Source organism: Aquimarina sp. AU474 (assembly GCF_900312815.1).
In the GTDB taxonomy this organism is placed as follows: Bacteria; Bacteroidota; Bacteroidia; order Flavobacteriales; family Flavobacteriaceae; genus Aquimarina.
Map to the genome: position 1 here is coordinate 276,080 of NZ_OMPE01000005.1, position 25,126 is coordinate 301,205.

General features: G+C 35.4%; 34 protein-coding genes. 5 read left to right on the forward strand and 29 right to left on the reverse strand.

Annotation, left to right across the window (positions count from 1 at the left end; all coding sequences use genetic code 11):
* Positions 1-109: 109 nt before the first annotated feature.
* From rpsK to rpsL, 29 genes are all read right to left on the reverse strand, one after another.
* Positions 110-493 (reverse strand): 30S ribosomal protein S11, encoded by a 384-nt coding sequence (rpsK, locus tag DK508_RS04090; protein WP_027392532.1) that lies wholly within the window; start codon positions 491-493, stop codon positions 110-112.
* An 8-nt stretch (positions 494-501) separates the two neighbouring features.
* Positions 502-876, reverse strand: a complete 375-nt coding sequence (gene rpsM, locus DK508_RS04095; protein ID WP_109299469.1) for a 30S ribosomal protein S13 — start codon at positions 874-876, stop codon at positions 502-504.
* Between the two features lie 2 nt (positions 877-878).
* Entirely contained in the window at positions 879-995 is a 117-nt protein-coding gene (gene ykgO / locus DK508_RS04100) for a type B 50S ribosomal protein L36 (RefSeq protein WP_013621733.1), read from the reverse strand.
* Positions 996-1,110: 115 nt separating this feature from the next.
* The gene (gene infA / locus DK508_RS04105) at positions 1,111-1,326 is read right to left on the reverse strand and encodes a translation initiation factor IF-1 (protein ID WP_010181908.1); all 216 of its coding nucleotides are present in this window, start codon (positions 1,324-1,326) and stop codon (positions 1,111-1,113) included.
* Positions 1,326-2,666, reverse strand: a complete 1,341-nt coding sequence (secY, locus tag DK508_RS04110) for a preprotein translocase subunit SecY (RefSeq protein ID WP_109299470.1) — start codon at positions 2,664-2,666, stop codon at positions 1,326-1,328. Before secY ends, infA begins: the two co-directional genes overlap by 1 nt.
* Positions 2,667-2,676: 10 nt before the next feature.
* Positions 2,677-3,129 carry a 50S ribosomal protein L15 gene (gene rplO / locus DK508_RS04115; RefSeq protein WP_109299471.1) on the reverse strand — a complete coding sequence of 151 codons (453 nt, stop codon included), beginning with the start codon at positions 3,127-3,129 and terminating at the stop codon, positions 2,677-2,679.
* Positions 3,130-3,138: 9 nt separating this feature from the next.
* Positions 3,139-3,318: a 50S ribosomal protein L30 gene (rpmD, locus tag DK508_RS04120; protein ID WP_109299472.1), complete on the reverse strand. Its 180-nt coding sequence runs from the start codon at positions 3,316-3,318 to the stop codon at positions 3,139-3,141.
* Between the two features lie 11 nt (positions 3,319-3,329).
* Positions 3,330-3,854: a 30S ribosomal protein S5 gene (gene rpsE / locus DK508_RS04125; RefSeq protein ID WP_109299473.1), complete on the reverse strand. Its 525-nt coding sequence runs from the start codon at positions 3,852-3,854 to the stop codon at positions 3,330-3,332.
* Between the two features lie 6 nt (positions 3,855-3,860).
* Positions 3,861-4,217, reverse strand: coding sequence for a 50S ribosomal protein L18 (gene rplR, locus DK508_RS04130; RefSeq protein ID WP_109299474.1), 357 nt, complete (start codon positions 4,215-4,217; stop codon positions 3,861-3,863).
* 11 nt (positions 4,218-4,228) lie between these two features.
* The gene (gene rplF, locus DK508_RS04135; RefSeq protein WP_109299475.1) at positions 4,229-4,771 is read right to left on the reverse strand and encodes a 50S ribosomal protein L6; all 543 of its coding nucleotides are present in this window, start codon (positions 4,769-4,771) and stop codon (positions 4,229-4,231) included.
* Between the two features lie 20 nt (positions 4,772-4,791).
* On the reverse strand, positions 4,792-5,190 hold the full coding sequence (gene rpsH, locus DK508_RS04140) for a 30S ribosomal protein S8 (RefSeq protein WP_109299476.1): 399 nt from the start codon (positions 5,188-5,190) through the stop codon (positions 4,792-4,794).
* Between the two features lie 68 nt (positions 5,191-5,258).
* The gene (rpsN, locus tag DK508_RS04145) at positions 5,259-5,528 is read right to left on the reverse strand and encodes a 30S ribosomal protein S14 (protein ID WP_025666456.1); all 270 of its coding nucleotides are present in this window, start codon (positions 5,526-5,528) and stop codon (positions 5,259-5,261) included.
* Between the two features lie 2 nt (positions 5,529-5,530).
* The gene (gene rplE / locus DK508_RS04150; protein WP_109299477.1) at positions 5,531-6,082 is read right to left on the reverse strand and encodes a 50S ribosomal protein L5; all 552 of its coding nucleotides are present in this window, start codon (positions 6,080-6,082) and stop codon (positions 5,531-5,533) included.
* A gap of 2 nt (positions 6,083-6,084) precedes the next feature.
* Positions 6,085-6,411: a 50S ribosomal protein L24 gene (gene rplX / locus DK508_RS04155; RefSeq protein WP_109299478.1), complete on the reverse strand. Its 327-nt coding sequence runs from the start codon at positions 6,409-6,411 to the stop codon at positions 6,085-6,087.
* 12 nt (positions 6,412-6,423) lie between these two features.
* Positions 6,424-6,792 carry a 50S ribosomal protein L14 gene (gene rplN / locus DK508_RS04160; RefSeq protein ID WP_027411971.1) on the reverse strand — a complete coding sequence of 123 codons (369 nt, stop codon included), beginning with the start codon at positions 6,790-6,792 and terminating at the stop codon, positions 6,424-6,426.
* Positions 6,793-6,794: 2 nt separating this feature from the next.
* Positions 6,795-7,052, reverse strand: coding sequence for a 30S ribosomal protein S17 (rpsQ, locus tag DK508_RS04165; protein ID WP_109299479.1), 258 nt, complete (start codon positions 7,050-7,052; stop codon positions 6,795-6,797).
* 12 nt (positions 7,053-7,064) lie between these two features.
* A complete protein-coding gene (gene rpmC, locus DK508_RS04170; RefSeq protein ID WP_024770872.1) occupies positions 7,065-7,259 on the reverse strand; it encodes a 50S ribosomal protein L29 in 195 nt (64 codons plus the stop codon).
* An 11-nt stretch (positions 7,260-7,270) separates the two neighbouring features.
* A complete protein-coding gene (gene rplP / locus DK508_RS04175; protein WP_025666451.1) occupies positions 7,271-7,690 on the reverse strand; it encodes a 50S ribosomal protein L16 in 420 nt (139 codons plus the stop codon).
* A gap of 20 nt (positions 7,691-7,710) precedes the next feature.
* The gene (gene rpsC, locus DK508_RS04180; RefSeq protein WP_109299480.1) at positions 7,711-8,436 is read right to left on the reverse strand and encodes a 30S ribosomal protein S3; all 726 of its coding nucleotides are present in this window, start codon (positions 8,434-8,436) and stop codon (positions 7,711-7,713) included.
* 8 nt (positions 8,437-8,444) lie between these two features.
* Positions 8,445-8,852, reverse strand: coding sequence for a 50S ribosomal protein L22 (gene rplV, locus DK508_RS04185; protein ID WP_109299481.1), 408 nt, complete (start codon positions 8,850-8,852; stop codon positions 8,445-8,447).
* 8 nt (positions 8,853-8,860) lie between these two features.
* Positions 8,861-9,139 (reverse strand): 30S ribosomal protein S19, encoded by a 279-nt coding sequence (gene rpsS, locus DK508_RS04190; protein ID WP_019386271.1) that lies wholly within the window; start codon positions 9,137-9,139, stop codon positions 8,861-8,863.
* Between the two features lie 6 nt (positions 9,140-9,145).
* Positions 9,146-9,970 carry a 50S ribosomal protein L2 gene (gene rplB, locus DK508_RS04195; protein WP_109299482.1) on the reverse strand — a complete coding sequence of 275 codons (825 nt, stop codon included), beginning with the start codon at positions 9,968-9,970 and terminating at the stop codon, positions 9,146-9,148.
* A 9-nt stretch (positions 9,971-9,979) separates the two neighbouring features.
* Positions 9,980-10,270, reverse strand: coding sequence for a 50S ribosomal protein L23 (rplW, locus tag DK508_RS04200; RefSeq protein ID WP_109299483.1), 291 nt, complete (start codon positions 10,268-10,270; stop codon positions 9,980-9,982).
* 5 nt (positions 10,271-10,275) lie between these two features.
* Positions 10,276-10,905 carry a 50S ribosomal protein L4 gene (gene rplD / locus DK508_RS04205; protein WP_109299484.1) on the reverse strand — a complete coding sequence of 210 codons (630 nt, stop codon included), beginning with the start codon at positions 10,903-10,905 and terminating at the stop codon, positions 10,276-10,278.
* On the reverse strand, positions 10,905-11,522 hold the full coding sequence (rplC, locus tag DK508_RS04210) for a 50S ribosomal protein L3 (protein ID WP_109299485.1): 618 nt from the start codon (positions 11,520-11,522) through the stop codon (positions 10,905-10,907). The genes rplD and rplC overlap by 1 nt, the downstream gene beginning before the upstream one ends.
* 185 nt (positions 11,523-11,707) lie before the next feature.
* Positions 11,708-12,013 (reverse strand): 30S ribosomal protein S10, encoded by a 306-nt coding sequence (rpsJ, locus tag DK508_RS04215; protein ID WP_010181931.1) that lies wholly within the window; start codon positions 12,011-12,013, stop codon positions 11,708-11,710.
* Between the two features lie 11 nt (positions 12,014-12,024).
* Positions 12,025-14,151, reverse strand: coding sequence for an elongation factor G (gene fusA, locus DK508_RS04220; protein WP_109299486.1), 2,127 nt, complete (start codon positions 14,149-14,151; stop codon positions 12,025-12,027).
* A gap of 10 nt (positions 14,152-14,161) precedes the next feature.
* Positions 14,162-14,638, reverse strand: a complete 477-nt coding sequence (rpsG, locus tag DK508_RS04225) for a 30S ribosomal protein S7 (protein ID WP_109299487.1) — start codon at positions 14,636-14,638, stop codon at positions 14,162-14,164.
* Between the two features lie 22 nt (positions 14,639-14,660).
* Positions 14,661-15,035 carry a 30S ribosomal protein S12 gene (gene rpsL, locus DK508_RS04230; protein ID WP_024770883.1) on the reverse strand — a complete coding sequence of 125 codons (375 nt, stop codon included), beginning with the start codon at positions 15,033-15,035 and terminating at the stop codon, positions 14,661-14,663.
* Positions 15,036-15,157: 122 nt separating this feature from the next.
* Between rpsL and DK508_RS21515 the strand changes: the two genes are divergently transcribed.
* From DK508_RS21515 to DK508_RS04250, 5 genes are all read left to right on the forward strand, one after another.
* On the forward strand, positions 15,158-15,286 hold the full coding sequence (locus tag DK508_RS21515) for a hypothetical protein (RefSeq protein ID WP_255411293.1): 129 nt from the start codon (positions 15,158-15,160) through the stop codon (positions 15,284-15,286).
* A gap of 313 nt (positions 15,287-15,599) precedes the next feature.
* Positions 15,600-18,836 carry a SusC/RagA family TonB-linked outer membrane protein gene (locus DK508_RS04235; protein ID WP_109299488.1) on the forward strand — a complete coding sequence of 1,079 codons (3,237 nt, stop codon included), beginning with the start codon at positions 15,600-15,602 and terminating at the stop codon, positions 18,834-18,836.
* A gap of 17 nt (positions 18,837-18,853) precedes the next feature.
* Positions 18,854-20,581, forward strand: a complete 1,728-nt coding sequence (locus DK508_RS04240; protein WP_109299489.1) for a SusD/RagB family nutrient-binding outer membrane lipoprotein — start codon at positions 18,854-18,856, stop codon at positions 20,579-20,581.
* A gap of 19 nt (positions 20,582-20,600) precedes the next feature.
* Positions 20,601-21,485 (forward strand): hypothetical protein, encoded by an 885-nt coding sequence (locus DK508_RS04245; RefSeq protein WP_160114556.1) that lies wholly within the window; start codon positions 20,601-20,603, stop codon positions 21,483-21,485.
* A 189-nt stretch (positions 21,486-21,674) separates the two neighbouring features.
* Positions 21,675-25,034: a VCBS repeat-containing protein gene (locus DK508_RS04250; protein ID WP_109299491.1), complete on the forward strand. Its 3,360-nt coding sequence runs from the start codon at positions 21,675-21,677 to the stop codon at positions 25,032-25,034.
* Positions 25,035-25,126 lie beyond the last annotated feature (92 nt).

Genomic DNA, 25,126 nt, shown 5'->3' on the forward strand with positions numbered 1-25,126 from the left:
GGTGGTTATGAATTAAGGTCTCTTTCCTTCGACAACCAGTTTTCCTCATTTCGATTTACTTATTACAGTTATAATATAAAGAGATCCCGAACAATGTTCGGGATAAAAATTATACTCTACGTCTTTTTGGAGGACGACATCCATTATGCGGCATTGGTGTTACATCAATGATTTCTGACACCTCGATACCTGAATTATGGATAGAACGTATTGCAGATTCTCTACCATTACCTGGACCTTTTACGTAAACTTTTACTTTTTTAAGTCCAGCTTCGATAGCTACTTTTGCTGCATCCTCTGCTGCTAACTGAGCAGCGTAAGGAGTGTTCTTTTTGGATCCTCTAAATCCCATTTTACCAGCAGAAGACCAAGAAATTACGTCTCCTTTTTTATTGGTTAACGAAACAATAATATTGTTAAAAGAGGCAGTTACATGCGCTTCTCCAACTGATTCTACTATTACTTTACGTTTTTTTGAAGTTGACTTTGCCATACTACTTATTATTTAGTTGCTTTTTTCTTGTTTGCAACTGTTTTTCTTCTTCCTTTACGTGTTCTAGAATTATTCTTAGTACGTTGTCCTCTAAGTGGTAAACCAGCTCTGTGACGTATACCTCTATAACATCCTATATCCATAAGACGTTTAATATTCAACTGAACTTCAGAACGCAATTCTCCCTCAATGGTATAGGCTCCAACAGCTTCACGAATTCGACCAATTTGATCATCATCCCAGTCAGAAACTTTAATGCTCTCATCTACTTTGGCAGCGTCTAAAATTTCTTTAGCTCTACTTCTACCAATTCCGAAGATATAGGTTAATGCTATAACTCCTCGCTTTTGTTTAGGTATATCTACCCCTGCAATTCTTGCCATAATTACCCTTGTCTTTGTTTAAATCTAGGATTCTTTTTATTAATCACGTAAAGTCGGCCTTTTCTACGCACAATCTTGCACTCGGCACTTCTCTTTTTTATTGATGCTCTTACTTTCATCTCTTTTTATTTAATACCTAAAAACATTTCTTGTTTTCAGATGGTATCATTAACAAGATTTTTTCAGCCTGCAAAACTACAGAAAAAATCTTAAATAACAATATTATTAAATTATTTAGTATCTATATGTTATACGAGCCTTTGATAAATCATAAGGACTCATTTCTAACTTCACCTTATCACCTGGTAATAATTTTATGTAATGCATACGCATTTTACCAGAGATATGAGCTGTCACTACGTGACCATTTTCAAGCTCTACACGAAACATTGCATTAGACAATGCTTCAATGATACTCCCGTCTTGTTCTATTGCTGGTTGTTTTGCCATTATGCTACTGCTTTACGGTTTTTACCAGATTTCATTAATCCATCATAATGTCTGTTTAACAAATATGAATTAACCTGCTGCATTGTATCTATAGCAACACCTACCATAATAAGTAGAGATGTTCCTCCAAAAAACAATGCCCATCCTTGTTGCACATTTAACAATTTCACCGCTATAGCTGGAAAGATTGCTATTAATGCCAAGAATATTGAACCTGGTAAGGTTATTTGAGACATAATTTTATCCAAATACTCTGCTGTTTCGCTTCCTGGACGTATCCCCGGAATAAAACCACCGCTTCGTTTTAGATCATCTGCCATTTTATTTGTTGGAACTGTAATTGCCGTATAAAAATATGTGAATACAATAATTAATAATGCAAACACAATATTATACCACATCCCAAAAATATCACTAAATGCCGCTGTTATACCTTGAGCAGTTTCAGATTCTGAAATATTACCAGCGATTAAACCAGGAACAAACATAATTGCCTGAGCAAAGATAATTGGCATTACTCCTGAAGCATTTAACTTTAAAGGAATATACTGACGTGATCCAAAAACGTTCTTTTCATAGCCACCACTAGCTGTTCTTCTAGCATACTGCACTGGTATTTGACGCACGGCCATGACCAGTAATACCGAAGCTAGAATAATAACAAACCAGATTACTAATTCGATTAATACCATAATCATTCCTCCTCCATCACCAGAAACTCTCGACGAGAAATTCTGAACAAAAGACTGAGGTAAAGTAGCTATAATACCAACCATTATTAGTAAGGAAATACCATTACCAATACCTTTATCCGTAATTTTTTCACCTAACCACATTGCAAAAATACAACCTGTGGTAAGTATGATTACAGAAGATACAACAAAAACGGTCTGATTTTGAAGAACAAACGCCTCTGGAGGAAGTGTCGCAAACAGGTTATAAATATATCCTGGTCCTTGAACCAAAGTAATAGCAATTGTTAACCAACGCGTAATTTGGTTGATTTTTTTCCTACCACTTTCTCCTTCTTTTTGTAGTTTTTGAAGATAAGGTATTGCAATACCCATCAACTGCACAACAATCGAAGCCGATATATATGGCATAATACCAAGAGCAAATACTGAAGCATTTGCAAATGCCCCACCAGTAAATGCATTAAGCAATCCTAACAAACCATCCTGCGTCTGGGTTCCTAGATTTGCTAATTCTGATGCATCCACACCAGGGAGTACAACTTGCGCTCCAAAACGATAAACTAAAAGTAACCCTAGTGTAACTAAGATTCTATTCTTTAGTTCTTCAATTTTCCAAATGTTTTTTATTGTATCAATAAATTTCATGAATTGTTTATTATAAGGTTACTGCTTCACCACCCGCAGCTTCTATAGCTGCTTTTGCTGTGGCTGTAAATTTGTGAGCTGAGACTTTCAATTTCGCCTTCAATTCACCTCTTCCCAGTATCTTTACCAAATCATTTTTCCCAGCAAGACGAGTAGCTAAAATCACATCAATATCAACTGTATCCTTAATCTTACCTTCATCTACTAATTTTTGTAGCGTGTCAAGATTAATTCCTTGATATTCTTTTCTATTGATATTCTTAAAACCAAATTTTGGTACACGTCTCTGAAGTGGCATTTGACCTCCTTCAAAACCGATCTTTTTAGAATATCCAGAACGAGATTTTGCTCCTTTATGTCCACGAGCCGCAGTTCCTCCCTTTCCAGAACCTTGTCCACGACCCAATCGCTTATTGTTATTTTTTACCGAACCTGCAGCAGGTTTTAAGTTACTTAAATCCATGTGCTATAATTATTTTGTTTCAACAGAAACTAAATGTTTAACTTTATTTACCATCCCAAGGATATTAGGAGTATCATCATGCTCCACAACCTGGCCGATCTTTCTAAGACCTAAAGCCTCTAGAGTTCTCTTTTGTCTCTGAGTACGATTAATCGCGCTCTTTACTTTAGTAATTTTAATCTTTGCCATCGTTCTATTATTTATCCTTTAAACACTTTCTCAAGTGAAACACCACGCTGTTTTGCTACTTGCTGCGCACTACGCATTTGCAACAAAGCATCAAACGTTGCTTTCACCACATTGTGTGGGTTAGACGATCCTTGATTCTTAGAAAGTACATCATGTACTCCAACAGCTTCTAATACTGCACGAATTGCACCACCGGCAATTACTCCTGTACCGGTTGCTGCAGGCAATAATAATACTCTTGCTCCACCATACTTACCTTTTTGTTCATGAGGTAATGTACCTTTATGTAGTGGTATACGAACCAAATTCTTTTTTGCATCTTCTACTGCCTTAGCGATAGCTTCAGCTACCTCTTTGGACTTACCAAGGCCATGACCTACAACACCATTTTCATCACCAACAACAACGATTGCAGAGAATCCAAATGCTCTACCACCTTTTGTTACTTTGGTTACACGTTGTACACCAACTAAACGATCTTTAAGTTCAAGTCCACTTGGTTTTACTAATTCTGCGTTTTTATATTTCTGATACATAATTTCTTAGAATTTAAGTCCTGCTTCTCTAGCACCATCTGCTAATGATTTTACTCTACCGTGGTACAAATACCCACCTCTATCAAAGGATACAGTTTCTATACCAGCTTTCTTAGCTTTTTCAGCAAGAGTCTTACCAACCAAGTTTGCTTTTTCTATTTTGTTTCCTGATGCTTTAACAATATCTTTATCTCTAGAAGAAGCTGCACTGATAGTTTTACCAGTAACATCATCTATGATTTGAGCATAGATTTCTTTATTACTTCTATAAACAGATAATCTAGGACGTTGCTCTGTTCCGCTTACATTTCCACGGATTCGCTTTCTTATCTTTAATCTTCTTAAGTCTTTTGAGAATGCCATAACGTTAGTTATTATGCAGATTTACCTGCTTTTCTTCTTAATTGTTCTCCTACGAATTTAATTCCTTTCCCTTTGTAAGGTTCTGGTTTACGGAAGCCTCTAATTTTAGCTGCTACCTGTCCAACCAACTGCTTATCATGAGAAGTTAATTTTACGATAGGGTTTTTACCTTTTTCAGAAATAGTTTCTACTTTAATTTCTGGCGCAACATCCAAAACAATGTTGTGAGAAAATCCAAGTGCTAAATCTAATTTCTGACCTTGATTAGAGGCTCTATAACCAACCCCTACTAATTCTAACTCTTTAGTAAATCCTTCTGACACACCTTGAACCATATTATTAATCAAAGCTCTATATAATCCGTGCTTTGCTTTATGATCCTTTGCATCACTAGGTCTTTCTAAAGTTACCTGGCCTTCCTCAACCTTAACATCAATACTATCAATTTCTTGAGAAAGCTCTCCTAATTTTCCTTTAACAGTAACAACATTACCTGTCACTTCAATAGTGACACCAGACGGGATAGTTACTGGATTTTTTCCTATTCTTGACATTTCTTTTGTCTTTTATACTGTTAATATACGTAACAAAGTACTTCACCACCCACATTCTCATGTCTTGCCTGTTTACCAGTCATTACACCATGAGATGTTGATATTATCGCAATTCCTAATCCATTAAGAATTCTAGGAATATCACTAGATCCTGCATATTTACGCAAACCAGGTTTACTGATTCTTTGTAATTCTTTAATTACAGGTTCTTTTGTGAGTTTATCGTACTTAAGCGCTATTTTGATCGCACCTTGCGTGGTACTATCATCAAACTTATAACTTAAAATATATCCTTGATCGAATAATATTTTTGTGATCTCTTTTTTAACCTTCGATGCAGGAATCTCAACTACTCTATGTTGAGCACTATTTGCATTACGAATTCTGGTTAAATAATCTGCTATAGGATCTGTATTCATTATATATAATTTATGGTCTTGGTTTTCAACTTCTTTAGCCGAACCTTAAACCAATTAATTTTTTATTATTACCAACTAGCTTTTGTTACTCCAGGAATTAATCCTTTGTTAGCCATTTCTCTAAACGTTACACGAGAAATTCCGAACTGACGCATATATCCTTTTGGTCTTCCTGTTAGTTTACAACGATTATGCTTACGGATTGGAGAAGCATTTTTTGGTAACTTCTGTAACGCTTCGTAATCTCCAGCTTCTTTTAAAGCCTTACGCTTTTCAGCATACTTAGCAACAGTTTTAGCTCTCTTCACCTCGCGGGCTTTCATTGATTCTTTAGCCATAATTAATTCTTTTTAAAAGGTAATCCTAGTTCTGTTAACAATGATTTTGCTTCTTTATCAGTCTTAGCTGAAGTTTCGAATGTGATATTCATTCCTGAAATCTTATTTACCTTATCGATATCAATTTCTGGAAAGATAATCTGTTCTAAAATTCCTAAAGAATAATTACCTCTACCATCAAAACCAGTCGCTTTGATTCCACCAAAATCTCTAACACGTGGTAACGCTGAAGTAATCAAACGATCTAAAAATTCATACATTCTTTCTCCTCTTAACGTAACCTTTGCTCCAATTGGCATTCCTTTACGTAATTTGAAAGAAGCAACATCTTTTTTAGATATTGTCGCTACTGCTTTTTGACCAGTGATTGTAGTTAATTCGTCTACTGCGTAGTCTATTAACTTTTTATCTGCTACTGCCGCACCAACACCTCTACTTAAAACTATTTTTTTAAGTTTAGGCACCTGCATTACATTATCATAGCTAAATTCTTCTGTAAGAGTTGACACTACTCTGTCTTTATACTCTTGTTTTAATCTCGGGATATAAGCCATAACTATATTACTTCATTAGATTTTTTAGAAAATCTCACTTTCTTATCTCCTTCTACTCTATACCCAACTCTTGTAGCTTCCCCTTTAGAGGTCATTAGAGCAAGGTTTGAAATATGAATAGGAGCTTCTTTTTCAACAATACCTCCTTGAGGGTTTTGTGCACTTGGCTTAGCATGTTTCTTAACCACATTTACACCCTCAACGATTGCTTTATTTTCTTCACGTAGCACTTTAATTACTTTACCAGTAACATCATTATTTGGAGTACTCTTGTGAGCACCAGCAATAACTTTAACTACGTCTCCTGTTTTAATCTTTAACTTTGTCATTTTCATTAAATATTAAAGCACTTCTGGCGCTAGTGAAACAATCTTCATGAATTGCTTATCACGAAGTTCTCTTGCCACAGGGCCAAATACACGTGTTCCTCTCATTTCGCCAGCAGGGTTCAAAAGAACACATGCATTATCATCGAAACGAATATAAGAACCATCTGGTCTGCGCACTTCTTTCTTAGTACGAACTACAACTGCAGTAGAAACGGCTCCTTTTTTAATGTTTCCATTAGGAGTTGCTTCTTTTACACTGACAACTATCTTGTCTCCTACAGAGGCGTATCTTCTTCCTGTACCACCTAAAACACGAATAACTAAAACTTCTTTACCACCTGTGTTATCGGCTACTTTTAATCTAGACTCTTGTTGTACCATAATTACTTCGCTCTTTCAATTACTTCTACTAATCTCCAGCACTTGGTTTTACTTAAAGGTCTTGTTTCCATGATCTTTACTGTATCACCAATATTGCAGTCATTTTTTTCGTCGTGTGCAACGTATTTTTTCGTTTTCAACACGAACTTTCCGTACATAGGGTGTTTTACTTTTTTCACTTCAGAAACCACAATTGATTTCTGCATTTTGTTACTTGTAACAACTCCTATACGCTCTTTTCTTAAGTTTCTTTTTTCCATCTTTCAGCAGAATTAACCGTTTAATTCTCTTTTTGTTAGCTCTGTAGCCATTCTTGCAATAGATCTTCTCACTTTACGTAATTGTAAAGGGTTTTCTAAAGGAGACATAGCGTGAGCCATTCTTAAATCTGAATACGCTTTTTGCGTTTTACCAAGTTCCTCTTGTAATTCAGCTGTAGACAATTCTTTAACTTCTGATTGCTTCATAATTCTCAATTTTAAGCTTGATAATCTCTAGCTACGATAAACTTAGTTTTAACAGGAAGCTTTTGAGCTGCCAGACGTAAAGCTTCTTTAGCCACATCATAAGGCACACCACTTATTTCGAATAATATTCTTCCTGGTTTCACTACTGCTGCCCAATACTCAACAGCACCTTTTCCTTTACCCATACGTACTTCAAGAGGTTTCTTTGTAATAGGCTTGTCTGGGAAAATTTTAATCCACAGAGAACCTTCTCTTTTCATATAACGAGTAGCAGAAATACGAGCTGCTTCTATTTGTCTAGCAGTAACAAAACTTGAATCTAATGATTTGATTCCGAAAGTCCCGTTAGAAAGTGTATGTCCTCTTTGAGACAAACCTTTCATACGTCCTTTTTGTTGCTTACGGAATTTTGTTCTTTTAGGCTGTAACATTGTTAATTTACTTTAAAAAATTACTTTCTACGACGTGATTTATTATTTCCACCACTTCGTCCACCCCTGTCACCTTTTCCTTGTTTTTTGGATAAACCAACCAAAGGAGAAAGTTCTCTCTTACCATATACTTCGCCTTTCATGATCCATACTTTCACACCCAATCTACCATAAGTAGTGTGAGCTTCTACCAAAGCATAATCTATGTCAGCTCTAAATGTTGATAAAGGAATACGACCTTCTTTATAAGACTCTGAACGTGCCATCTCTGCACCATTCAAACGTCCTGAAATCTGAATCTTAATACCTTCTGCATTCATTCTAATTGCAGCTGCAATAGCCATCTTGATAGCACGACGATATGAAATACGACTTTCAATCTGTCTTGCTACACTAGATCCAACTAAAAATGCATCAAGTTCTGGTCTTTTGATTTCAAAGATATTGATCTGAACTTCTTTATCAGTAATCTTCTTAAGCTCTTCTTTTAACTTGTCTACCTCTTGACCACCTTTTCCGATAATAATACCAGGTCTAGCAGTAGTGATAGTAACGGTTACAAGTTTAAGCGTACGCTCAATAATCACTCTAGATACACTAGCTTTAGATAAACGTGCGTGTACATACTTTCTAATCTTATCGTCTTCGGCAAGTTTATCACCGTAGTCATTACCTCCATACCAGTTGGACTCCCATCCTCTGATGATACCAAGGCGATTTCCGATTGGATTTGTCTTCTGTCCCATAGTTTATATTAGCTTTGTGTATTATTTTTTGCTGCAACCACGATAGTAACATGATTAGAGCGTTTTCTTATTCTGTGTGCACGACCTTGTGGAGCTGGACGAAGTCTTTTCAACATACTTCCTCCATCTACACGGATCTCTTTTACAAAAAGATCAGCATCTTCGATGCTAGCGTCTTCATTTTTCGCCTGCCAGTTAGCAATTGCAGAAAGCAATAACTTTTCTAAACGACGTGATGCTTCTTTAGGACTAAATCTAAGAATCTGAAGCGCCTTTTCAACTTTCTCACCACGAACTAAATCAGCGACTAAACGCATTTTACGTGGTGACGTAGGACAGTTATTAAGCTTAGCAAAAGCAATTTGCTTTTTCTCTTCCTTAATTCTATCTGCCATTTCTCTTTTACGAACTCCCATGACTTAAATTATTTTTTACCTTTATTTTTAGCACCAGCGTGCCCTCTAAAGGAACGTGTTGGCGAAAATTCTCCTAATTTATGACCTACCATATTTTCTGTAACATATACTGGTACAAATTGGCGACCATTGTGAACTGCAATTGTTTGCCCTACAAAGTCAGGAGTAATCATAGATGCTCTTGACCAAGTCTTTATAACCGACTTTTTATTAGCTTCTACATTCGCAGCTACTTTTTTCTCTAACTTATAGTGAACGTAAGGTCCTTTTTTTAATGAACGTGCCATATCTTATTATTTCTTTCTACGTTCTACAATATATTTATTACTCGCTTTCGTCTTAGAACGGGTTCTAAATCCTTTAGCAGGAAGACCTTTTCTAGAACGTGGGTGACCTCCAGAAGAACGTCCTTCACCACCACCCATTGGGTGATCGACAGGGTTCATTGCAACTGGTCTCGTACGTGGACGACGGCCTAACCATCTTGTTCTACCAGCTTTACCGCCAACAACCAATTGATGATCACTGTTCGATATTGCACCTATAGTAGCCATACAATTAACTAGTACCATTCTAACCTCACCAGAAGGCAACTTTACCGTAGCAAACTTACCATCTCTAGCCATAAGCTGAGCAAAAGAACCAGCACTACGTGCCATAACAGCACCTTGACCCGGTCTTAACTCTATACAAGAAATAATTGTACCTAATGGAATATCACTCAACGGCATTGCATTACCAATTTCAGGAGCTACATCGTTTCCAGAAACAATATTTTGACCTACCTGAAGACCATTTTGAGCAATTACATAACGCTTCTCACCATCTTGATAGTTTACAAGCGCTATAAATGCAGTTCTGTTTGGATCGTATTCTATTGTTGCAACTGTAGCAGGAACTCCTTGCTTGTCACGCTTAAAATCTATAATACGATACCTTCTTTTATGACCACCACCCTTGTAGCGCATAGTCATTTTTCCTTGACTGTTTCTACCTCCAGATCTTTTTTTCGGAGCCAATAGGCTTTTTTCCGGCTTATCAGTAGTAATGGCGTCATACCCATTAACTACTCTAAAACGCTGACCTGGGGTAATTGGTTTTAATTTTCTTACTGACATTTTTTAGTCTTAAAGATTACTATATAAATCAATTACTTCACCTTCCGCCACCTGTACAATTGCTTTTTTAATCGCACTTGTTTTACCAGTGACCATCCCCGTTTTTGTATAACGAGTTTTACGGTCTGGACGGACGTTTAATGTACGAACTTTAGTTACAGATACTCCATAAGCAGCTTCAACTGCTTTTTTGATCTCTACCTTATTCGCTTTTTTATCTACTACAAAACCATAGCGGTTATTCACCTCGCTATCTGCAGTAGCCTTTTCCGTAATAATAGGTTTTATTAAGATACTCATGGCTTCTATTTACTTAAATTCGTTTCAATTCCTTTCAAAGAACCTTCCAAAAGTACTACTTTATTAGCATTAAGTATTTTGTAAGTACTTAATTCTGAGGTAGTTATAACTTCTGAACCTTTCAAATTGCGTGACGACAAATATACATTATTATTTGACTCAGCCAACACAAACAAAGATTTTTTGCTCTCGAGCCCTAAAGACTTCAAAATAGCAGTAAAATTCTTCGTTTTTGGCGCATCAAAATTAAAGTCTTCAATAACAGTTATTGCCTTATCATTTGCTTTGATACTTAGCGCAGATTTACGCGCTAATTTCTTTAAATTTTTATTCAATTTAAAAGAGTAGCTACGTGGTCTAGGACCAAAAATTCTACCTCCTCCTTTAAAAATAGGAGACTTGATACTACCTGCTCTAGCTGTACCAGTTCCTTTTTGCTTCTTGATCTTTCTGGTACTACCAGTTATCTCTGCACGCTCCTTAGCCTTGTGTGTACCTTGACGTTGATTTGCCAAATACTGTTTCACATCTAAGTACACAGCATGATCGTTTGGCTCAATACCAAAAACAGCATCAGAAAGGTCTGCCTTTCTTCCTGTTTCTTTTCCGTTTATATCAATTACCGCTACTTTCATTACTTCTGAATAGTTACATAAGCGTTTTTATGTCCAGGAACACATCCTTTAACAACAAGTAAGTTCTTTTCAGCAACTACCTTTAACACTTTTAAGTTTTGAACTTTTACTCTATCTCCACCCATTCTTCCTGCCATTTTCATTCCTTTGAAAACTCTTGCAGGATAGGATGCAGCACCAATCGAACCTGGAGCTCTTAATCTGTTATGCTGACCGTGAGTTGCTTGTCCAACACCAGCAAAGCCGTGTCTTTTTACAACACCCTGAAAACCTTTTCCTTTGGAAGTTCCAGAAATATCAACAAATTCTCCTTCGACAAAATGCTCTACTGTTATCGTTTCACCTAATTTGTACTCCTCATCAAAACCTTGAAATTCGACAACTTTACGTTTAGCAACAGTTCCTGCTTTTTTAAAGTGACCTAAAGCCGCTTTAGTAGCATTTTTGTCTGCTTTGTCATCGAAACCTAGCTGAATAGCTTCATAACCATCAACCTCTTCAGTTCTGACTTGGGTAACCACGCATGGTCCAGCCTCAATAACGGTACATGGAATATTTTTTCCATTCTCGTCGAAGATGCTGGTCATACCGATCTTTTTTCCTATTAACCCAGACATATTTAATTTATTTATTAATTAATTTTATTTACGTATTGAAATTACTTTCAATATATCATTATAACCTTTTGCAAAAAAACAGGGTCAAAATACTTCAACCCTGAATGTATTTTTTTGCCGTCTTTCCCTTGCACGCAGCTTGGGACATTTATCTCTTGTAAAGCTTTAACTAAAGCGTATTATTATCACACTTTAATTTCAACTTCTACTCCGCTAGGTAATTCCAACTTCATCAACGCGTCAATCGTTTTTGAAGAAGAGCTGTATATATCCAAAAGTCTTTTATAAGAACTTAATTGAAACTGCTCTCTGGATTTCTTATTTACGTGCGGAGAACGAAGCACTGTAAAAATCTTTTTATGTGTTGGTAATGGAATTGGCCCAGTTACTACAGCACCAGTACTCTTTACCGTCTTTACGATTTTCTCAGCAGACTTATCTACCAAATTGTGATCGTAAGATTTTAGTTTTATTCTAATTTTTTGACTCATTTCTGTAATAATTAAGCGTTAACTCCTTTTGCTTCTGCAATTACTGCTTCTGAAATATTAGAAGGAGTTTCTGCATAGTGAGAAAATTCCATTGTAGATGTTGCTCTACCAGATGACAATGTTCTTAATGTTGTTACATATCCAAACATTTCAGAAAGTGGAACAGTAGCTTTTACTGTTTTTGCACCAGCTCTATCACCCATGTCACTCACTTGTCCTCTACGACGGTTAAGATCACCTACGATATCACCCATATTTTCTTCTGGAGTAATAACTTCTAGCTTCATAATTGGCTCCATAATTACCGCTTTTGCAGCTTTAGCAGAATTTTTAAATCCTAACTTAGCAGCTAACTCAAACGATAACTGATCAGAATCCACATCGTGATAAGAACCATCTTTTAAAGTCACCTTCATAGAATCTACTTCATACCCAGCCAATGGACCATTTACCATAGCTGTTTTGAAACCTTTTTCTATCGAAGGAATAAATTCTTTAGGTACATTACCTCCTTTTATCGTAGATTCAAACTGTAAACCAACAACACCTTCGTCAGCTGGTTCAATTGTAAATACAATATCCGCGAATTTACCACGACCACCAGATTGCTTCTTATAAACCTCTCTATGATCAGCAGCAGCTGTAATAGCTTCTTTGTACTCAACCTGAGGTTGACCTTGATTCACTTCAACTTTAAATTCACGTCTTAGACGATCTACAATAATATCTAAGTGAAGCTCACCCATACCAGAAATAATAGTCTGTCCTGAAGCCTCATCTGTTCTTACAGTAAATGTTGGATCTTCTTCAGCCAATTTAGCCAAAGACATTCCTAACTTATCAACATCTGCCTTAGTCTTAGGCTCTACCGCGATACCAATTACCGGATCAGGGAAGTCCATAGATTCTAAAACAATAGGATTTTTCTCATTAGACATAGTATCACCAGTCTTTATATCCTTAAATCCTACTGCAGCTCCGATATCACCTGCTTCGATATAATCGATAGCGTTTTGTTTATTAGAGTGCATTTGATATATACGCGAAATACGTTCTTTTTTACCTGAACGATTATTTAATATATAAGAACCTGCATCTAAACGACCAGAATATGCTCTAAAGAATGCTAAACGACCTACGAATGGATCTGTAGCAATTTTAAATGCTAAAGCAGCAAATGGCTCCTTTACATCTGGCTTACGTAATTCTTCTTGATCTGTATCAGGATTAATTCCAACAATACCTTCTTTATCTGTTGGAGAAGGTAAGTAACGACAAACTGCATCTAAAAGGAATTGAACTCCTTTGTTTTTGAATGCAGATCCACAAATCATAGGAATAATAGACATATCCATTACTGCAGCACGAAGAGCAGCATGCACTTCTTCTTCAGTAATAGAATCCTCATCTTCCATGAATTTCTCCAAAAGATTTTCGTCATAAGCAGCAACCTCTTCAATTAGCTTACCTCTCAACTCAGCTGCTTCTGCTTTTAATTCTTCAGGAATATCTATAACATCAAAGGTAGAACCCTGAGTTTCATCATGCCATACAATAGCACGGTTCTTCACCAAATCAACTATACCTTTAAAATCTGCCTCATCACCAATATTCATAACAATTGGTACAGCATTAGACCCTAGCATATCCTTAACCTGTTGGCAAACTGCCATAAAGTTAGATCCTTGACGGTCCATTTTATTCACAAAACCAATACGTGGTACTTTATAATTATCAGCAAGCCTCCAGTTAGTTTCAGATTGTGGTTCAACACCATCAACTGCACTAAATAAGAAAACTAACCCATCAAGAACACGAAGTGAACGATTTACTTCAACCGTAAAATCTACGTGACCTGGTGTATCAATAATATTAAAGTGATATCCTTTGGTATCATCTACTGGCTGGCCATTTTCAGTTGGAAACTTCCATTCACAAGTAGTTGCAGCAGAAGTAATTGTAATACCTCGCTCTTGCTCTTGTTCCATCCAGTCCATAGTAGCTGCACCATCGTGCACCTCACCTATTTTATGACTTACTCCCGTATAATAAAGTATACGCTCAGTAGTTGTAGTTTTTCCTGCGTCAATATGCGCAGCAATTCCTATATTTCTAGTATATTTTAAATCTCTAGCCATTTCTTAATGATTAAAATCTAAAGTGTGAGAATGCTTTATTTGCTTCAGCCATCTTATGAGTATCTACTCTTTTCTTAACAGCAGCTCCTTCTTCCTTTTCTGCAGCTATAACTTCTGCAGCAAGTTTCTGAGCCATAGATTTCTCATTTCTTTTACGCGAAAATTGAATCAACCACTTCATAGCAGTCGATATCTTACGGTCTGGCCTGATTGGATTAGGAATCTGAAAAGTAGCTCCACCAACTCTACGGCTTCGTACTTCTACGTGAGGCATCACATTAGATAATGCGTCTTTCCACATTTCTAATGCAGTTTTTTCTTCATTTTGTTTCTTCTCTTCAACGATATCCATCGCGTCGTAGAAAATTTTAAAAGCAGTTGACTTTTTACCATCCCACATCATCATATTTACAAAACGAGTCACTAATTGATCGTTAAAACGAGGATCTGGTAAAATAGGTCTTTTTTTAGCCTTTCTTTTTCTCATGTCTTCTTCTTAAAGTTTTTAATTACTTCTTAGGGCGTTTAGCACCATACTTAGATCTACGTTGCGTTCTTCCTTCAACACCAGCGGTGTCTAAGGCTCCACGAACAATGTGATACCTAACTCCTGGTAAATCTTTTACCCTTCCACCTCTAACTAATACTATCGAGTGCTCTTGGAGATTGTGACCTTCACCGCCGATGTACGCATTTACTTCCTTACCATTTGTCAACCTAACACGTGCTACTTTTCTCATAGCCGAGTTTGGTTTTTTTGGCGTAGTCGTATATACACGCGTACAAACACCGCGACGTTGCGGGCACGAATCCAAAGCAGCCGATTTACTCTTCTTAGTTATTTTGGCTCTACCTTTTCTTACTAATTGTGAAATTGTTGGCATAATTTGCTTTACACTATATATTAAATAATTTTAAATATCCCTTTTTAAAGGGCTGCAAAGGTAGAATTTTTTTTGAGCAAATCAAATCCTACTACATTAATTTTTAAATATTTAAAATTCTCATGGATACCGATAGAAATTCTCCACCTAAAAGAAAAGGTGTAACCGTAGTGAAATTATTATTACACTCATCACCAAGAAAACTAATTTGTACATTAAAAAACACTCCTGAAGAAAAACAAAACACTTAAATCAGATTATTCGCACTACACTAAACAAGGTAAACAACGAAATACACATATTACATAAAGGTTAACATCTTTAATTTACCTATTACTATCCAACAAATCTTTTCTTTTTGAAAGAAAAAAACTAAACAAGAAATAAAGATATCCCGTAATAAAAGAATGGTATAACCTTAAATTAACAATGAATAAAAATTAATAAATTATTATAATTTAACAGATTTACCGTAATAGAAAATGTTAAAAAAATGCAAAAATGCATTTTTAATGATAATTTATTATCAATTTTGAATTAGGCTAATTCTAATAATTAAAATAAATGAAATCACCAAGAAATCTACTGGTGCTATTCCTAGCACTAGTTGTGCATTTTTCGTATGCACAAGAAAAAACCGTTACAGGTACTGTAACAGACAACAGCGGATCTCCGCTCCCGGGAGTAAACATTATTGTAAAAGGAACAAACAATGGAGCTCAAACTGATTTTGATGGGAAATATTCTATCACTGCTAATACCGGAGACACTTTAACTTATAGCTACCTTGGTTTTACCACTAAAGAAGTAGTTGTTGGAGACAGCAATACAATAACTATTCAATTAGGGGCTTCGGCTTCAGAATTGGAAGAAGTAATTGTAACTGCTCAAGGTATCAAACGAGAGAAGAAATCTCTGGGGTACGCTGTAAGTGAAATTAAAAGTGAAGAAATTGCACAACGTTCCGAAGGAGATATTGCCAGGGTATTACTTGGAAAATCTGCCGGTGTACAGATCACACAACAAAGTGGTCTTACTGGATCTGGTACCAATATCGTTATTAGAGGACAAAACTCATTCAGTTCAAGTAACCAAGCTTTATTTATAGTAGATGGAGTACCATTTAGTACAGATACAAATGCTTCAGGTCGACAAGGAAGTCGAAATGACTTTGTAAATGGTAACAATGGATCTAGTAGGTTTTTGGATTTGGATCCTAACAGTATTGAAAGCGTAAGTGTATTAAAAGGTCTAGCTGCTTCTACTTTATACGGAAGTGATGGACGTAATGGTGTTGTATTGATTACTACCAAAGCAGGAGCTTCTGGGAAAGCCCAAAAGAAAATGGAAGTAACAGTTTCTTCTTCTTATTTTTTCACTGAAATAGCATCACTACCAGATTATCAAGATGAATATGGTAATGGTTTTGATCAATCTTTTGGATGGTTCTTTAGTAACTGGGGACCTAGTTTTAGAGAAGGTGGAGTTTCTGGTTACGGAAACAGTTCTGCTATTGACGCAAATGCTACACTGCCACATCCATATTCTACTTCGACTCCAGCAATTCAAGCGGCTTTTCCTGAATTTCAAGGAGCACGTTATGATTGGAGACCATATGATAGTGTAAAAGATTTTTTCAGAATAGGAGGAGCTGCTTCGGCATCTGTTAACCTAAGAGGAGTTTCGGATAATGGAAACATTTCATACAATGTGAATTATGGACATCTGGATGATGAAGGTTTTACTCCAGGAAATAAATTAGGCCGTAATACATTAGGTATTGGAGGTAGCGCAAAACTAAGTAATAAGTTTACAATAAGTGGAACTTTAAATTTTGCCAGAACGAATTTTGTTTCCCCTCCAGTTGCCTTAAGCCAGGGTAATGGAGCAACAGGTACAGGCTCCTCTATTTTTGGAGATTTATGGTTTACACCTAGAAGTATCGACATACAAGGACTACCTTTTCAGGATCCTGTAACAGGTGGTAGTGTATATTACAGACAAAACAATAGTATACAACATCCATTATGGACATTAAACAATGCTCAGACTACACAATTAACAAATCGTGTTTTCGGTAATGCTACTATACAATATAACTTTAATGATAATTTAAGTATTTTTTATCGTGCAGGTATTGATGTTTATAATGAGAGTAATGTAAACTATCAAAATAAAGGTGGAGTAAATAGTAATAGTGGTGATGTACGACTAGCTAGTGGTTTTTATGAAACATGGAACAACTTAAACTCTATTTATGACCATAATATAGCTTTAACCGGAAATTCTCAAATTAATGATAGGATTGGTGTTAGTTTTAGTGCAGGTGCCACTTCTAGAAATGTAATTTTTGACCAAAATGGTACTGCCAGTGATGGCCAACAATCATTTGGAGTTTTGAGGCACTTTAACTTTTTAAGACAAAATGAAATACAATCATTTTTTGAAAGAAATATTGTTGGTTTATACGGACAAGCTCAATTTGATTACGAGAATTTTTTATTCTTAACATTAGCAGGAAGAAATGATTGGGTATCCAATTTTGAAAGTGACAACAGATCTATTTTTTATCCTAGTGCAAGTGTTTCCTTTTTACCAACATCTGCTTTCGCTGGTCTAAAATCAGACATGGTTAGTTACCTAAAACTAAGAGCAGGATATGGAACTTCTGCAAGTTTTGGAGATCCTGGATTCCCTGTTGCTAACACATTATCTCTAGATACTCAAGATTTTCAAGATGGAGGTTCTAATGTCGTATCTAACACTACAAGTAATGTGTTAGGAAACCCGGATTTAAAACCAGAATTACTAACTGAGTATGAGGTTGGTGTTGAAGCTAGACTATGGAAAAGCCGAGTTTCAGTTGACTTATCTTTTTATTACAGAATTACCGAGGATCTAATTATCAATAGACCATTAGGGCCTACAACAGGTAACACCACAACAAGAACAAATATTGGTGAGATTGAAAACAAAGGACTTGAATTAGATTTAGGAGTTACTTTGATAGAAAGTAGTACAGATGATGGATTTAATTGGGATGCTAATTTGAATTTCACAACGTATAAGTCTGAAGTTACAGATTTAGGACTAGATACTGACTTAGTGGTATACTCAGGTTTTTCAAATCTTGGTAACGCAGCCATAAAAGGAGAGCCGCTCGGTGTTCTTTTTGGCTCAAGAATACTAAGAGATGATAATGGTAATTTAGTAGTAGGTACAGATGGGTTTTATGTTCAAGATCCAGAAGATGGTATTATAGGGGACCCTAACCCAGATTATACAATGAATATTAAGAATACTTTTTCTTACAAAAACTTCTCTTTAGGAGTACAAGTTAACTACACTAAAGGTGGTGATATATACTCGAGTACCATTTCTACTTTATTAGGTAGAGGCTTAATTGTAGAAACACTAGATAGAGAAAATACTTTTATTTTACCAGGAGTTGACGCTAGTGGAAATCCAAATTCTGTACAAATAAATAATTCTGATTTTTATTTTAGTAATGTATTATTTGGACCTAACGAAAATCAAGTATACGACGCAACATTAATAAGATTGCAAGAAGTTTCACTTGCCTATAACTTTCCGAAAAAATACTTGGAAAAAACGCCTTTTGGCTCTGTAACACTAACAGCATCTGGTAACAACCTTTGGTATGATGCCGTAAATACTCCAGATGGCGCTAATTTTGACCCGAACACTTCTGGAACAGGAGTAGGAAATGGATTTGGTTTTGATTTCATTAATGGTCCTAGTGCTAGAAGATATGGATTTAGTGTAAAGGCAACTTTTTAATTTTATAATTTAAAAAAATGAAAAATATAAATAAATATATATTAATAGTAACAAGCCTCTTTCTTGTTTTTTCATGTGAAACAACAGAGCTAGATCTTACTGAGGATCCAAATTTTTTGACCCCGGATCAAGCAGGTGTAGATTTATTTTTAACTTCTATACAAGAAGATTTTGTTAGACAAATAGAAGGTGATGCAGATTTTGATGCCAACGACAACTGGCAATCTGGAGGAAATACCAATGGAGACGGACTATCTCTATTCGGATCTCAATTAACCAGACTTTTTGCATTAACATCCAGCAATCAATACAATACAGCCTATTTGGGTAGTGATTCTGATGATGAGTGGGTGAATGCCTATCAAGGTATTTTAGCAGATATTAGATCTATGGTTCCTCTTGCTGAAGCCAATGGGCAGACCAGACATATTGCTATTGCACAATTTATAGAAGCGTATGTAATCACAGCTATGGTAGATTTTTACGGAGACATCCCATATACTGAAGCGATAGGAGGATCTGATAATCTAAACCCATCTTTAGATAGTGGTTCATCTGTATACGATGCTGCATTAGTTCTTTTGGACAATGCAATTGTCAATTTCCAAAATGACGTAACTGTAGAACCTTCAATAATTTTCTTTTATGGAGATGACTATGACAAGTGGGTTAACGCTGCGAATACACTAAAAATGCGTTTATACAACCAAAGACGCTTAGTAGATCCTACTGCTTTAGCTAGCATTACAGCAATACTAAATACGGGAGATTATATTACTGATACAGCAGATGATTTTCAATTTAGCTGGCCTGCAACTAGTGCTTCTCAACCAGATACGAGACATCCAAGATATGGTTTAAATTATACCGCTACTGGAGCTGGTGATTATATGTCGAATTGGTTAATGAATCAAATGGACACTTCTTCTGACCCAAGGATTCGTTACTACTTTTACAGACAAACCGATGCTGTACCTGGAGCAACTGGAATACCTCCTAATGAAGAAACTTTACAATGTTCTTTACAAACCGCGCCTGCGCATTATGTAGCTGGAGGATTTACATTTTGTAATCTAGACAATGGTTATTGGGGAAGAGATCATGGAGATCCTGCCGGTATTCCGCCAGATGGTTTTTTACGAACTACTTTTGGTGTTTACCCTGTAGGAGGAAAATTTGATGATGATAGATTTGACACTGATCCAGATAATGCTGGTGTTGCATTAGGTTCAGGAGGTGCAGGTGCAGGTATTACTCCTATTTTAACAGCCGCTTGGGTAGATTTTATGCAAGCAGAAATTGCGATGGTGAATGGAAACACTATGGCTGCTAGAACTTTTATGTCTGCTGGCTTAACCAAATCTATTGCAAAAGTACAAGGTTTTGTTAGTCTTGATACTTCTGCAGATACTTCTTTCGAACCTTCTGCTGCAGATGTTACCACTTTCATAACAAGTGTTGAAACTGCTTTTGATGCTGCAGATATGGCCGGAAAATGGGATATCTTAGGAGAGCAATATTTTATTGCTGTGTTTGGTAATGGGATTGAGTCTTATAATTTTTATAGAAGAACAGGATATCCAACTACATTACAGGCAAGTTTAAATCCTAGTCCTGGTGTATTTATAAGATCTTTATTTTACCCTGCAAATGAGGTAAACACTAACGCTAATATCAGCCAAAAAGCAGATCAGACACAACCTGTATTTTGGGATACTAATGCTAGTGCTCCTGTAGCCAATTAATAATTAAAAAATATTATTCATGAAAAAATATATAAATAAATTCTTTGTTCTCCTTTTTGCATTTTCTATAATGCAATCTTGTAGTACAGATGATAAAACCGTTGATGATGTTTTAGCCGGTATTACCAATGGAGCTGTTTTAAGAACAATCAGTGCTACCAATACGTTTAACTTTTTTGACCCAAACGATTCTCGATTTGTATTTGATGTATCTGTTGAGGAACAAGATGCAGAAAATGGAGGTCTGATATCTGAAATTAGATTATACCAAAGTTTTACGGATAATTTGGATGATGGTACCGATAACAGCAAGCCTGAAGTACTTATATTGACGGAAACAGGAGCTGGGTTATCAGTTTCAGATTTCAACCTTCCTAGATTAGATTTCTCATCAACACTTGCTGAAGCCTTAGCTGTTAATGGCTTGAGTACTGGTGAATTTAATGGAGGAGATGTATTTAGCTTCCGTTTTGAATTGGAATTAACCAATGGAGCAATTTATACCAATACCAACCTAGGAGGAACGGTTTCTGGAGGTTCTTTTTTCTCTTCTCCTTTTATATACAACGTTGGACTAAAATGTATTCCTATTACTCCTTTTGCAGGAGAATATACTCTAGACCTTGTTGATGACTTTGGAGATGGTTGGGATGGAGCTTTCATTACTGTAACTGTAGATGGTGTTAGCACTGACTATACAGCAGAAGATGAAGGGACCACACATGTAGTAACTGTTCCAGCAGGAACTACCGATTTAGTATTCACATATACTCCTGGTAGTTTTGAATCAGAACACACATATACTATTGATTATGATGCTTTAGATGGATCTGATCCATTAGAGGCAGCAGCAGATGGACCTGCTCCTGCACCTGGTGAAATATTTTTAAATATTTGTCTATAAGCTATAAATTGTAACAAAAAGGGTTTCTACATGTAGAAACCCTTTTTTATTTATACTTTCTCTTACTCACAAAAAATACTTTGGTTTACTTATAGAGTACTACTGAGTTAAACATGAAAAAGTTTCTGTTTTATTTCCTAAAGAATAACAGTCTTATATCTTTAACCAGTTATTGAATCATTTAACTACATGAATAAGTTATTTTTTATATCCCTAACTACATTTTTTATATTCTATTCTTGCAAAGAGAACCCAAGCACGAATAACACACTAAAAAAAACAACTGTAGAAAAAGTAAACAAACAAACTTCCCCCATACAACATTTCACAAAAATTCCGGCAACTAGCAGTAATTTACATTTTAAAAATACTATTGTAGATACCATTTCTACAAAATCCAATTTATTTGATTTTGATTTCTTCTATAACGGTGCAGGAGTCGGCATTGAGGACCTCAATAATGATGGCCTAAAAGACATATTTTTCTGTGGTAACCAGGTATCTAACAAACTCTATCTAAACAAAGGAGATCTTGTTTTTGAAGATATATCTGCAACCGCAAATATCAACACCAATAAAGCCTGGTCTAATGGAGTTACTTTTGCAGATGTAAATAATGATGGATGGATGGACATCTATATATCACAGGGCGGCCCAAAAGAGGAGAATTCTCGAAAAAACTTACTACTTATCAACCAAAAAGATTTAACTTTTAAAGAAGAAGCCTCGACATATGGATTAGATGATTCTGGCATAAGTACCCAATCCGCTTTTTTTGATTTTGATAAAGATGGTGATTTAGATTGTATCGTTATGAACGAAAACGATTATTATGGCCTAGACCCAACTACTTTCTACAATATCCTAAAAGAAGATTCAAAACGAACTAAAAGTTCCAGTCACTTATATCAAAACGTTGGCGGTAAATTTATAGATGTCACAAAAAAATCAGGACTTCTTCAACCTAGTTTTGGTTTAGGATTATGTCTCAGCGACGTCAATAATGATGGATGGACAGATATCTACATAGCTAATGATTATTATGTTCCAGATGCCTTATATATAAATAATAAAAATGGCACTTTCACCGATCAAATTAAAGAATATACTAATCACGTATCGTTCTACGGAATGGGTGTCGATATCGCCGATATAAACAATGACAATTTAAAAGATATTTTTGTTTTAGACATGGCATCAAGCGATCATGTACGGTCCAAAACTTTAATGGCATCTATGAATGTAGAAAAGTTTGATTTATTGATTAACAAACTCGATTTACATGATCAATATATGTTTAATTCGTTACAGCTAAATATCGGCAACAACAATTTTCATAATATTGCTCAACACACAGGGCTTTCCAAAACGGATTGGAGTTGGGCTGGTCTCGTTTTTGATTTTAACAACGATCAAAACGATGACATCTATGTAACTAATGGATATAGAAAATACGCTCTTGATAATGATATCAGAACATTAATCTATAAAGCCAGAAAGTATTTTAAAGGAAATGTTCCTTTGGATGTAAAAAAAGAGATTTACGATCGCTTACCTTCAGAAAAACTATCCAACATTCTTTTCAAAAACAATGGGGGTTTAAATTTTGAAAATATTACATCTACCACCCAACTCAATGAACCTTCATTTTCTAATGGTGCAGCATATTCAGATTTAGATAATGATGGTGACTTAGAAATTGTAGTAAACAATATCGATGACATCGCTTTTTTATACAAAAACATGAGTATAGAAAATAACAGTGGAAACTTTTTAAAAATCAATACCAAAGGAAGAACGTCAGAGGATTTTGCAAAAGTAACACTATATCATGATAGCACTATAAAAACCAAGGAATCAAAAAGAGTACGAGGTTACCTATCTTCAGTTGATAAAACCATACATTTTGGTTTAGATAAAATAACCGCTATAGACTCGGTAAAAATCATGTGGTTATCTGGTAAACAAGAAACATTATATAAGGTAAAAGCAAATACCACTATCAATGTTTATGAAAAAAACGCCATTCTCAAAAAAGAATTAAAAAAACGAGAACAATCAACTCTATTTGAAAAAACAAAGAGTCTGATAAATTTTAAGCATATAGAAAATAACTATGACGATTTTGAAAATGAAATATTATTGCCTTATAAACAATCTACATTAGGCCCATATATTACAAAAGGAGACATAAATGGAGATAAAAAGGAGGATATATACATCGGAGGCGCCTCGGGACAAGCGGGACAATTATTCATCCAAACTACGAAAGGATTTAAAAACAGTAATACCAATCTATTTACTAAGGATGCCAAATTTGAAGATATGGAAAGCTTGTTTTTTGATTTTGATTCTGATGGCGATACTGACATCTATGTAGTGAGTGGAGGAAATGAATTTAAAGAAAATTCGAAATACTTAAAAGATCGATTATATATAAATGATGGTAATGGAAATTTTAAAAAGCACCCTTTCTCTAACGAAAATCCCAGTTTTAGCGGAAAAACTATTTCCAAAATTGACTTTGATAAAGATGGTGATTTTGATCTAATCCTAGGAAATAGAATTATATCACAAAAATACCCAATCTCAGCATCATCTATAATTTATGAAAACATCGATGGAAATTTTAAAAATGTAACCAAAAAAGTTGCGCCGTCTTTTGAAAACTTTGGTATCGTAAATAAAGTGATTGCCACCGACTTTAATAATGATGGATGGCAAGATTTTATTGCAGTTGGCGAATGGACCTCGATAGGGTTATTTAAAAATGAGCAAGGGGTATTTAAAGATATTTCTCAAAACAGCAATTTGGATAATGAAAAGGGATGGTGGTTTTCTATTACTGAAACCGACATTAACAATGATGGCAATAAGGATTATGTAATAGGAAATGTAGGTTTAAATTTCAAATTCAAAGCAACCAAACAAAAGCCTTTACGAATTTATGCAGATGATTTTGATTCAAACGGAACTCATGATGTTGTACTGAGTTATAAATACAATGGAAATTATGTTCCTGCACGAGGGCGTGAATGTTCATCGCAACAAATGCCATTTATCGCAAAAAAAATCCCTACATATCAAGAATTTGCAAACGCCGATTTAGAAAAAATATACGGAGACAAAATAAATACAGCACACCAAAGTGAAGCGAGCGAGTTTAATTCTATTCTCCTCTTAAACAAGGGTAATGATGGCTTTGAAAAAATAGTCCTTCCCAAAATGGCTCAGACCATACCAATTCTAGACGGCAAATCTTTTGATTTCAATGCAGATGGCTATGAAGATATAGTTATTGTAGGAACCATTTATAATACCGAAGTAGAAACCCCACGCCTGGATAATGCATACGGGTTAGTATTACTTTCTAATAAAAATGAAGGATATACTGTACTTGGGCCAGACAAAACAGGTTTTTATATTAATGGCAATGTAAAATCCGTTGAATCCATATCGCAAAACAACAAGGAACTTTTGCTGATTGGGGTTAACAATGGGGATATTGAAACCTTCGATTTAACCACTTATCGAACTGATATAGAATAAAATACTATAATTTCTTAATACCCTGAATAAAGTTTTGTAATTTTAATGTTGAACAACAATCTTTCTTTAATTTAAGGCTAAATCATTTTGTT

Coding starts and splice junctions, on each gene's coding strand:
- rpsK (WP_027392532.1), bottom strand. CDS start 493: ATGGCAAAGTCAACTTCAAAAAAACGTAAAGTAATAGTAGAATCAGTT.
- rpsM (WP_109299469.1), bottom strand. CDS start 876: ATGGCAAGAATTGCAGGGGTAGATATACCTAAACAAAAGCGAGGAGTT.
- ykgO (WP_013621733.1), bottom strand. CDS start 995: ATGAAAGTAAGAGCATCAATAAAAAAGAGAAGTGCCGAGTGCAAGATT.
- infA (WP_010181908.1), bottom strand. CDS start 1,326: ATGGCAAAACAACCAGCAATAGAACAAGACGGGAGTATCATTGAAGCA.
- secY (WP_109299470.1), bottom strand. CDS start 2,666: ATGAAATTTATTGATACAATAAAAAACATTTGGAAAATTGAAGAACTA.
- rplO (WP_109299471.1), bottom strand. CDS start 3,129: ATGGATTTAAGTAACTTAAAACCTGCTGCAGGTTCGGTAAAAAATAAC.
- rpmD (WP_109299472.1), bottom strand. CDS start 3,318: ATGGCAAAGATTAAAATTACTAAAGTAAAGAGCGCGATTAATCGTACT.
- rpsE (WP_109299473.1), bottom strand. CDS start 3,854: ATGTATCAGAAATATAAAAACGCAGAATTAGTAAAACCAAGTGGACTT.
- rplR (WP_109299474.1), bottom strand. CDS start 4,217: ATGGCATTCTCAAAAGACTTAAGAAGATTAAAGATAAGAAAGCGAATC.
- rplF (WP_109299475.1), bottom strand. CDS start 4,771: ATGTCAAGAATAGGAAAAAATCCAGTAACTATCCCGTCTGGTGTCACT.
- rpsH (WP_109299476.1), bottom strand. CDS start 5,190: ATGAATACAGATCCTATAGCAGATTATTTAACCAGAATTCGTAATGCA.
- rpsN (WP_025666456.1), bottom strand. CDS start 5,528: ATGGCTAAAGAATCAATGAAAGCCCGCGAGGTGAAGAGAGCTAAAACT.
- rplE (WP_109299477.1), bottom strand. CDS start 6,082: ATGGCTTATATCCCGAGATTAAAACAAGAGTATAAAGACAGAGTAGTG.
- rplX (WP_109299478.1), bottom strand. CDS start 6,411: ATGACAAAGTTAAAGATTAAAACAGGAGACGTAGTTAAAGTTATTGCT.
- rplN (WP_027411971.1), bottom strand. CDS start 6,792: ATGGTACAACAAGAGTCTAGATTAAAAGTAGCCGATAACACAGGTGGT.
- rpsQ (WP_109299479.1), bottom strand. CDS start 7,052: ATGGAAAAAAGAAACTTAAGAAAAGAGCGTATAGGAGTTGTTACAAGT.
- rpmC (WP_024770872.1), bottom strand. CDS start 7,259: ATGAAGCAATCAGAAGTTAAAGAATTGTCTACAGCTGAATTACAAGAG.
- rplP (WP_025666451.1), bottom strand. CDS start 7,690: ATGTTACAGCCTAAAAGAACAAAATTCCGTAAGCAACAAAAAGGACGT.
- rpsC (WP_109299480.1), bottom strand. CDS start 8,436: ATGGGACAGAAGACAAATCCAATCGGAAATCGCCTTGGTATCATCAGA.
- rplV (WP_109299481.1), bottom strand. CDS start 8,852: ATGGGAGTTCGTAAAAGAGAAATGGCAGATAGAATTAAGGAAGAGAAA.
- rpsS (WP_019386271.1), bottom strand. CDS start 9,139: ATGGCACGTTCATTAAAAAAAGGACCTTACGTTCACTATAAGTTAGAG.
- rplB (WP_109299482.1), bottom strand. CDS start 9,970: ATGTCAGTAAGAAAATTAAAACCAATTACCCCAGGTCAGCGTTTTAGA.
- rplW (WP_109299483.1), bottom strand. CDS start 10,270: ATGAGTATCTTAATAAAACCTATTATTACGGAAAAGGCTACTGCAGAT.
- rplD (WP_109299484.1), bottom strand. CDS start 10,905: ATGAAAGTAGCGGTAATTGATATAAACGGAAAAGAAACAGGAAGAAAG.
- rplC (WP_109299485.1), bottom strand. CDS start 11,522: ATGTCTGGGTTAATAGGAAAAAAGATCGGTATGACCAGCATCTTCGAC.
- rpsJ (WP_010181931.1), bottom strand. CDS start 12,013: ATGAGTCAAAAAATTAGAATAAAACTAAAATCTTACGATCACAATTTG.
- fusA (WP_109299486.1), bottom strand. CDS start 14,151: ATGGCTAGAGATTTAAAATATACTAGAAATATAGGAATTGCTGCGCAT.
- rpsG (WP_109299487.1), bottom strand. CDS start 14,638: ATGAGAAAAAGAAAGGCTAAAAAAAGACCTATTTTACCAGATCCTCGT.
- rpsL (WP_024770883.1), bottom strand. CDS start 15,035: ATGCCAACAATTTCACAATTAGTAAGAAAAGGTAGAGCCAAAATAACT.
- DK508_RS21515 (WP_255411293.1), top strand. CDS start 15,158: ATGGATACCGATAGAAATTCTCCACCTAAAAGAAAAGGTGTAACCGTA.
- DK508_RS04235 (WP_109299488.1), top strand. CDS start 15,600: ATGAAATCACCAAGAAATCTACTGGTGCTATTCCTAGCACTAGTTGTG.
- DK508_RS04240 (WP_109299489.1), top strand. CDS start 18,854: ATGAAAAATATAAATAAATATATATTAATAGTAACAAGCCTCTTTCTT.
- DK508_RS04245 (WP_160114556.1), top strand. CDS start 20,601: ATGAAAAAATATATAAATAAATTCTTTGTTCTCCTTTTTGCATTTTCT.
- DK508_RS04250 (WP_109299491.1), top strand. CDS start 21,675: ATGAATAAGTTATTTTTTATATCCCTAACTACATTTTTTATATTCTAT.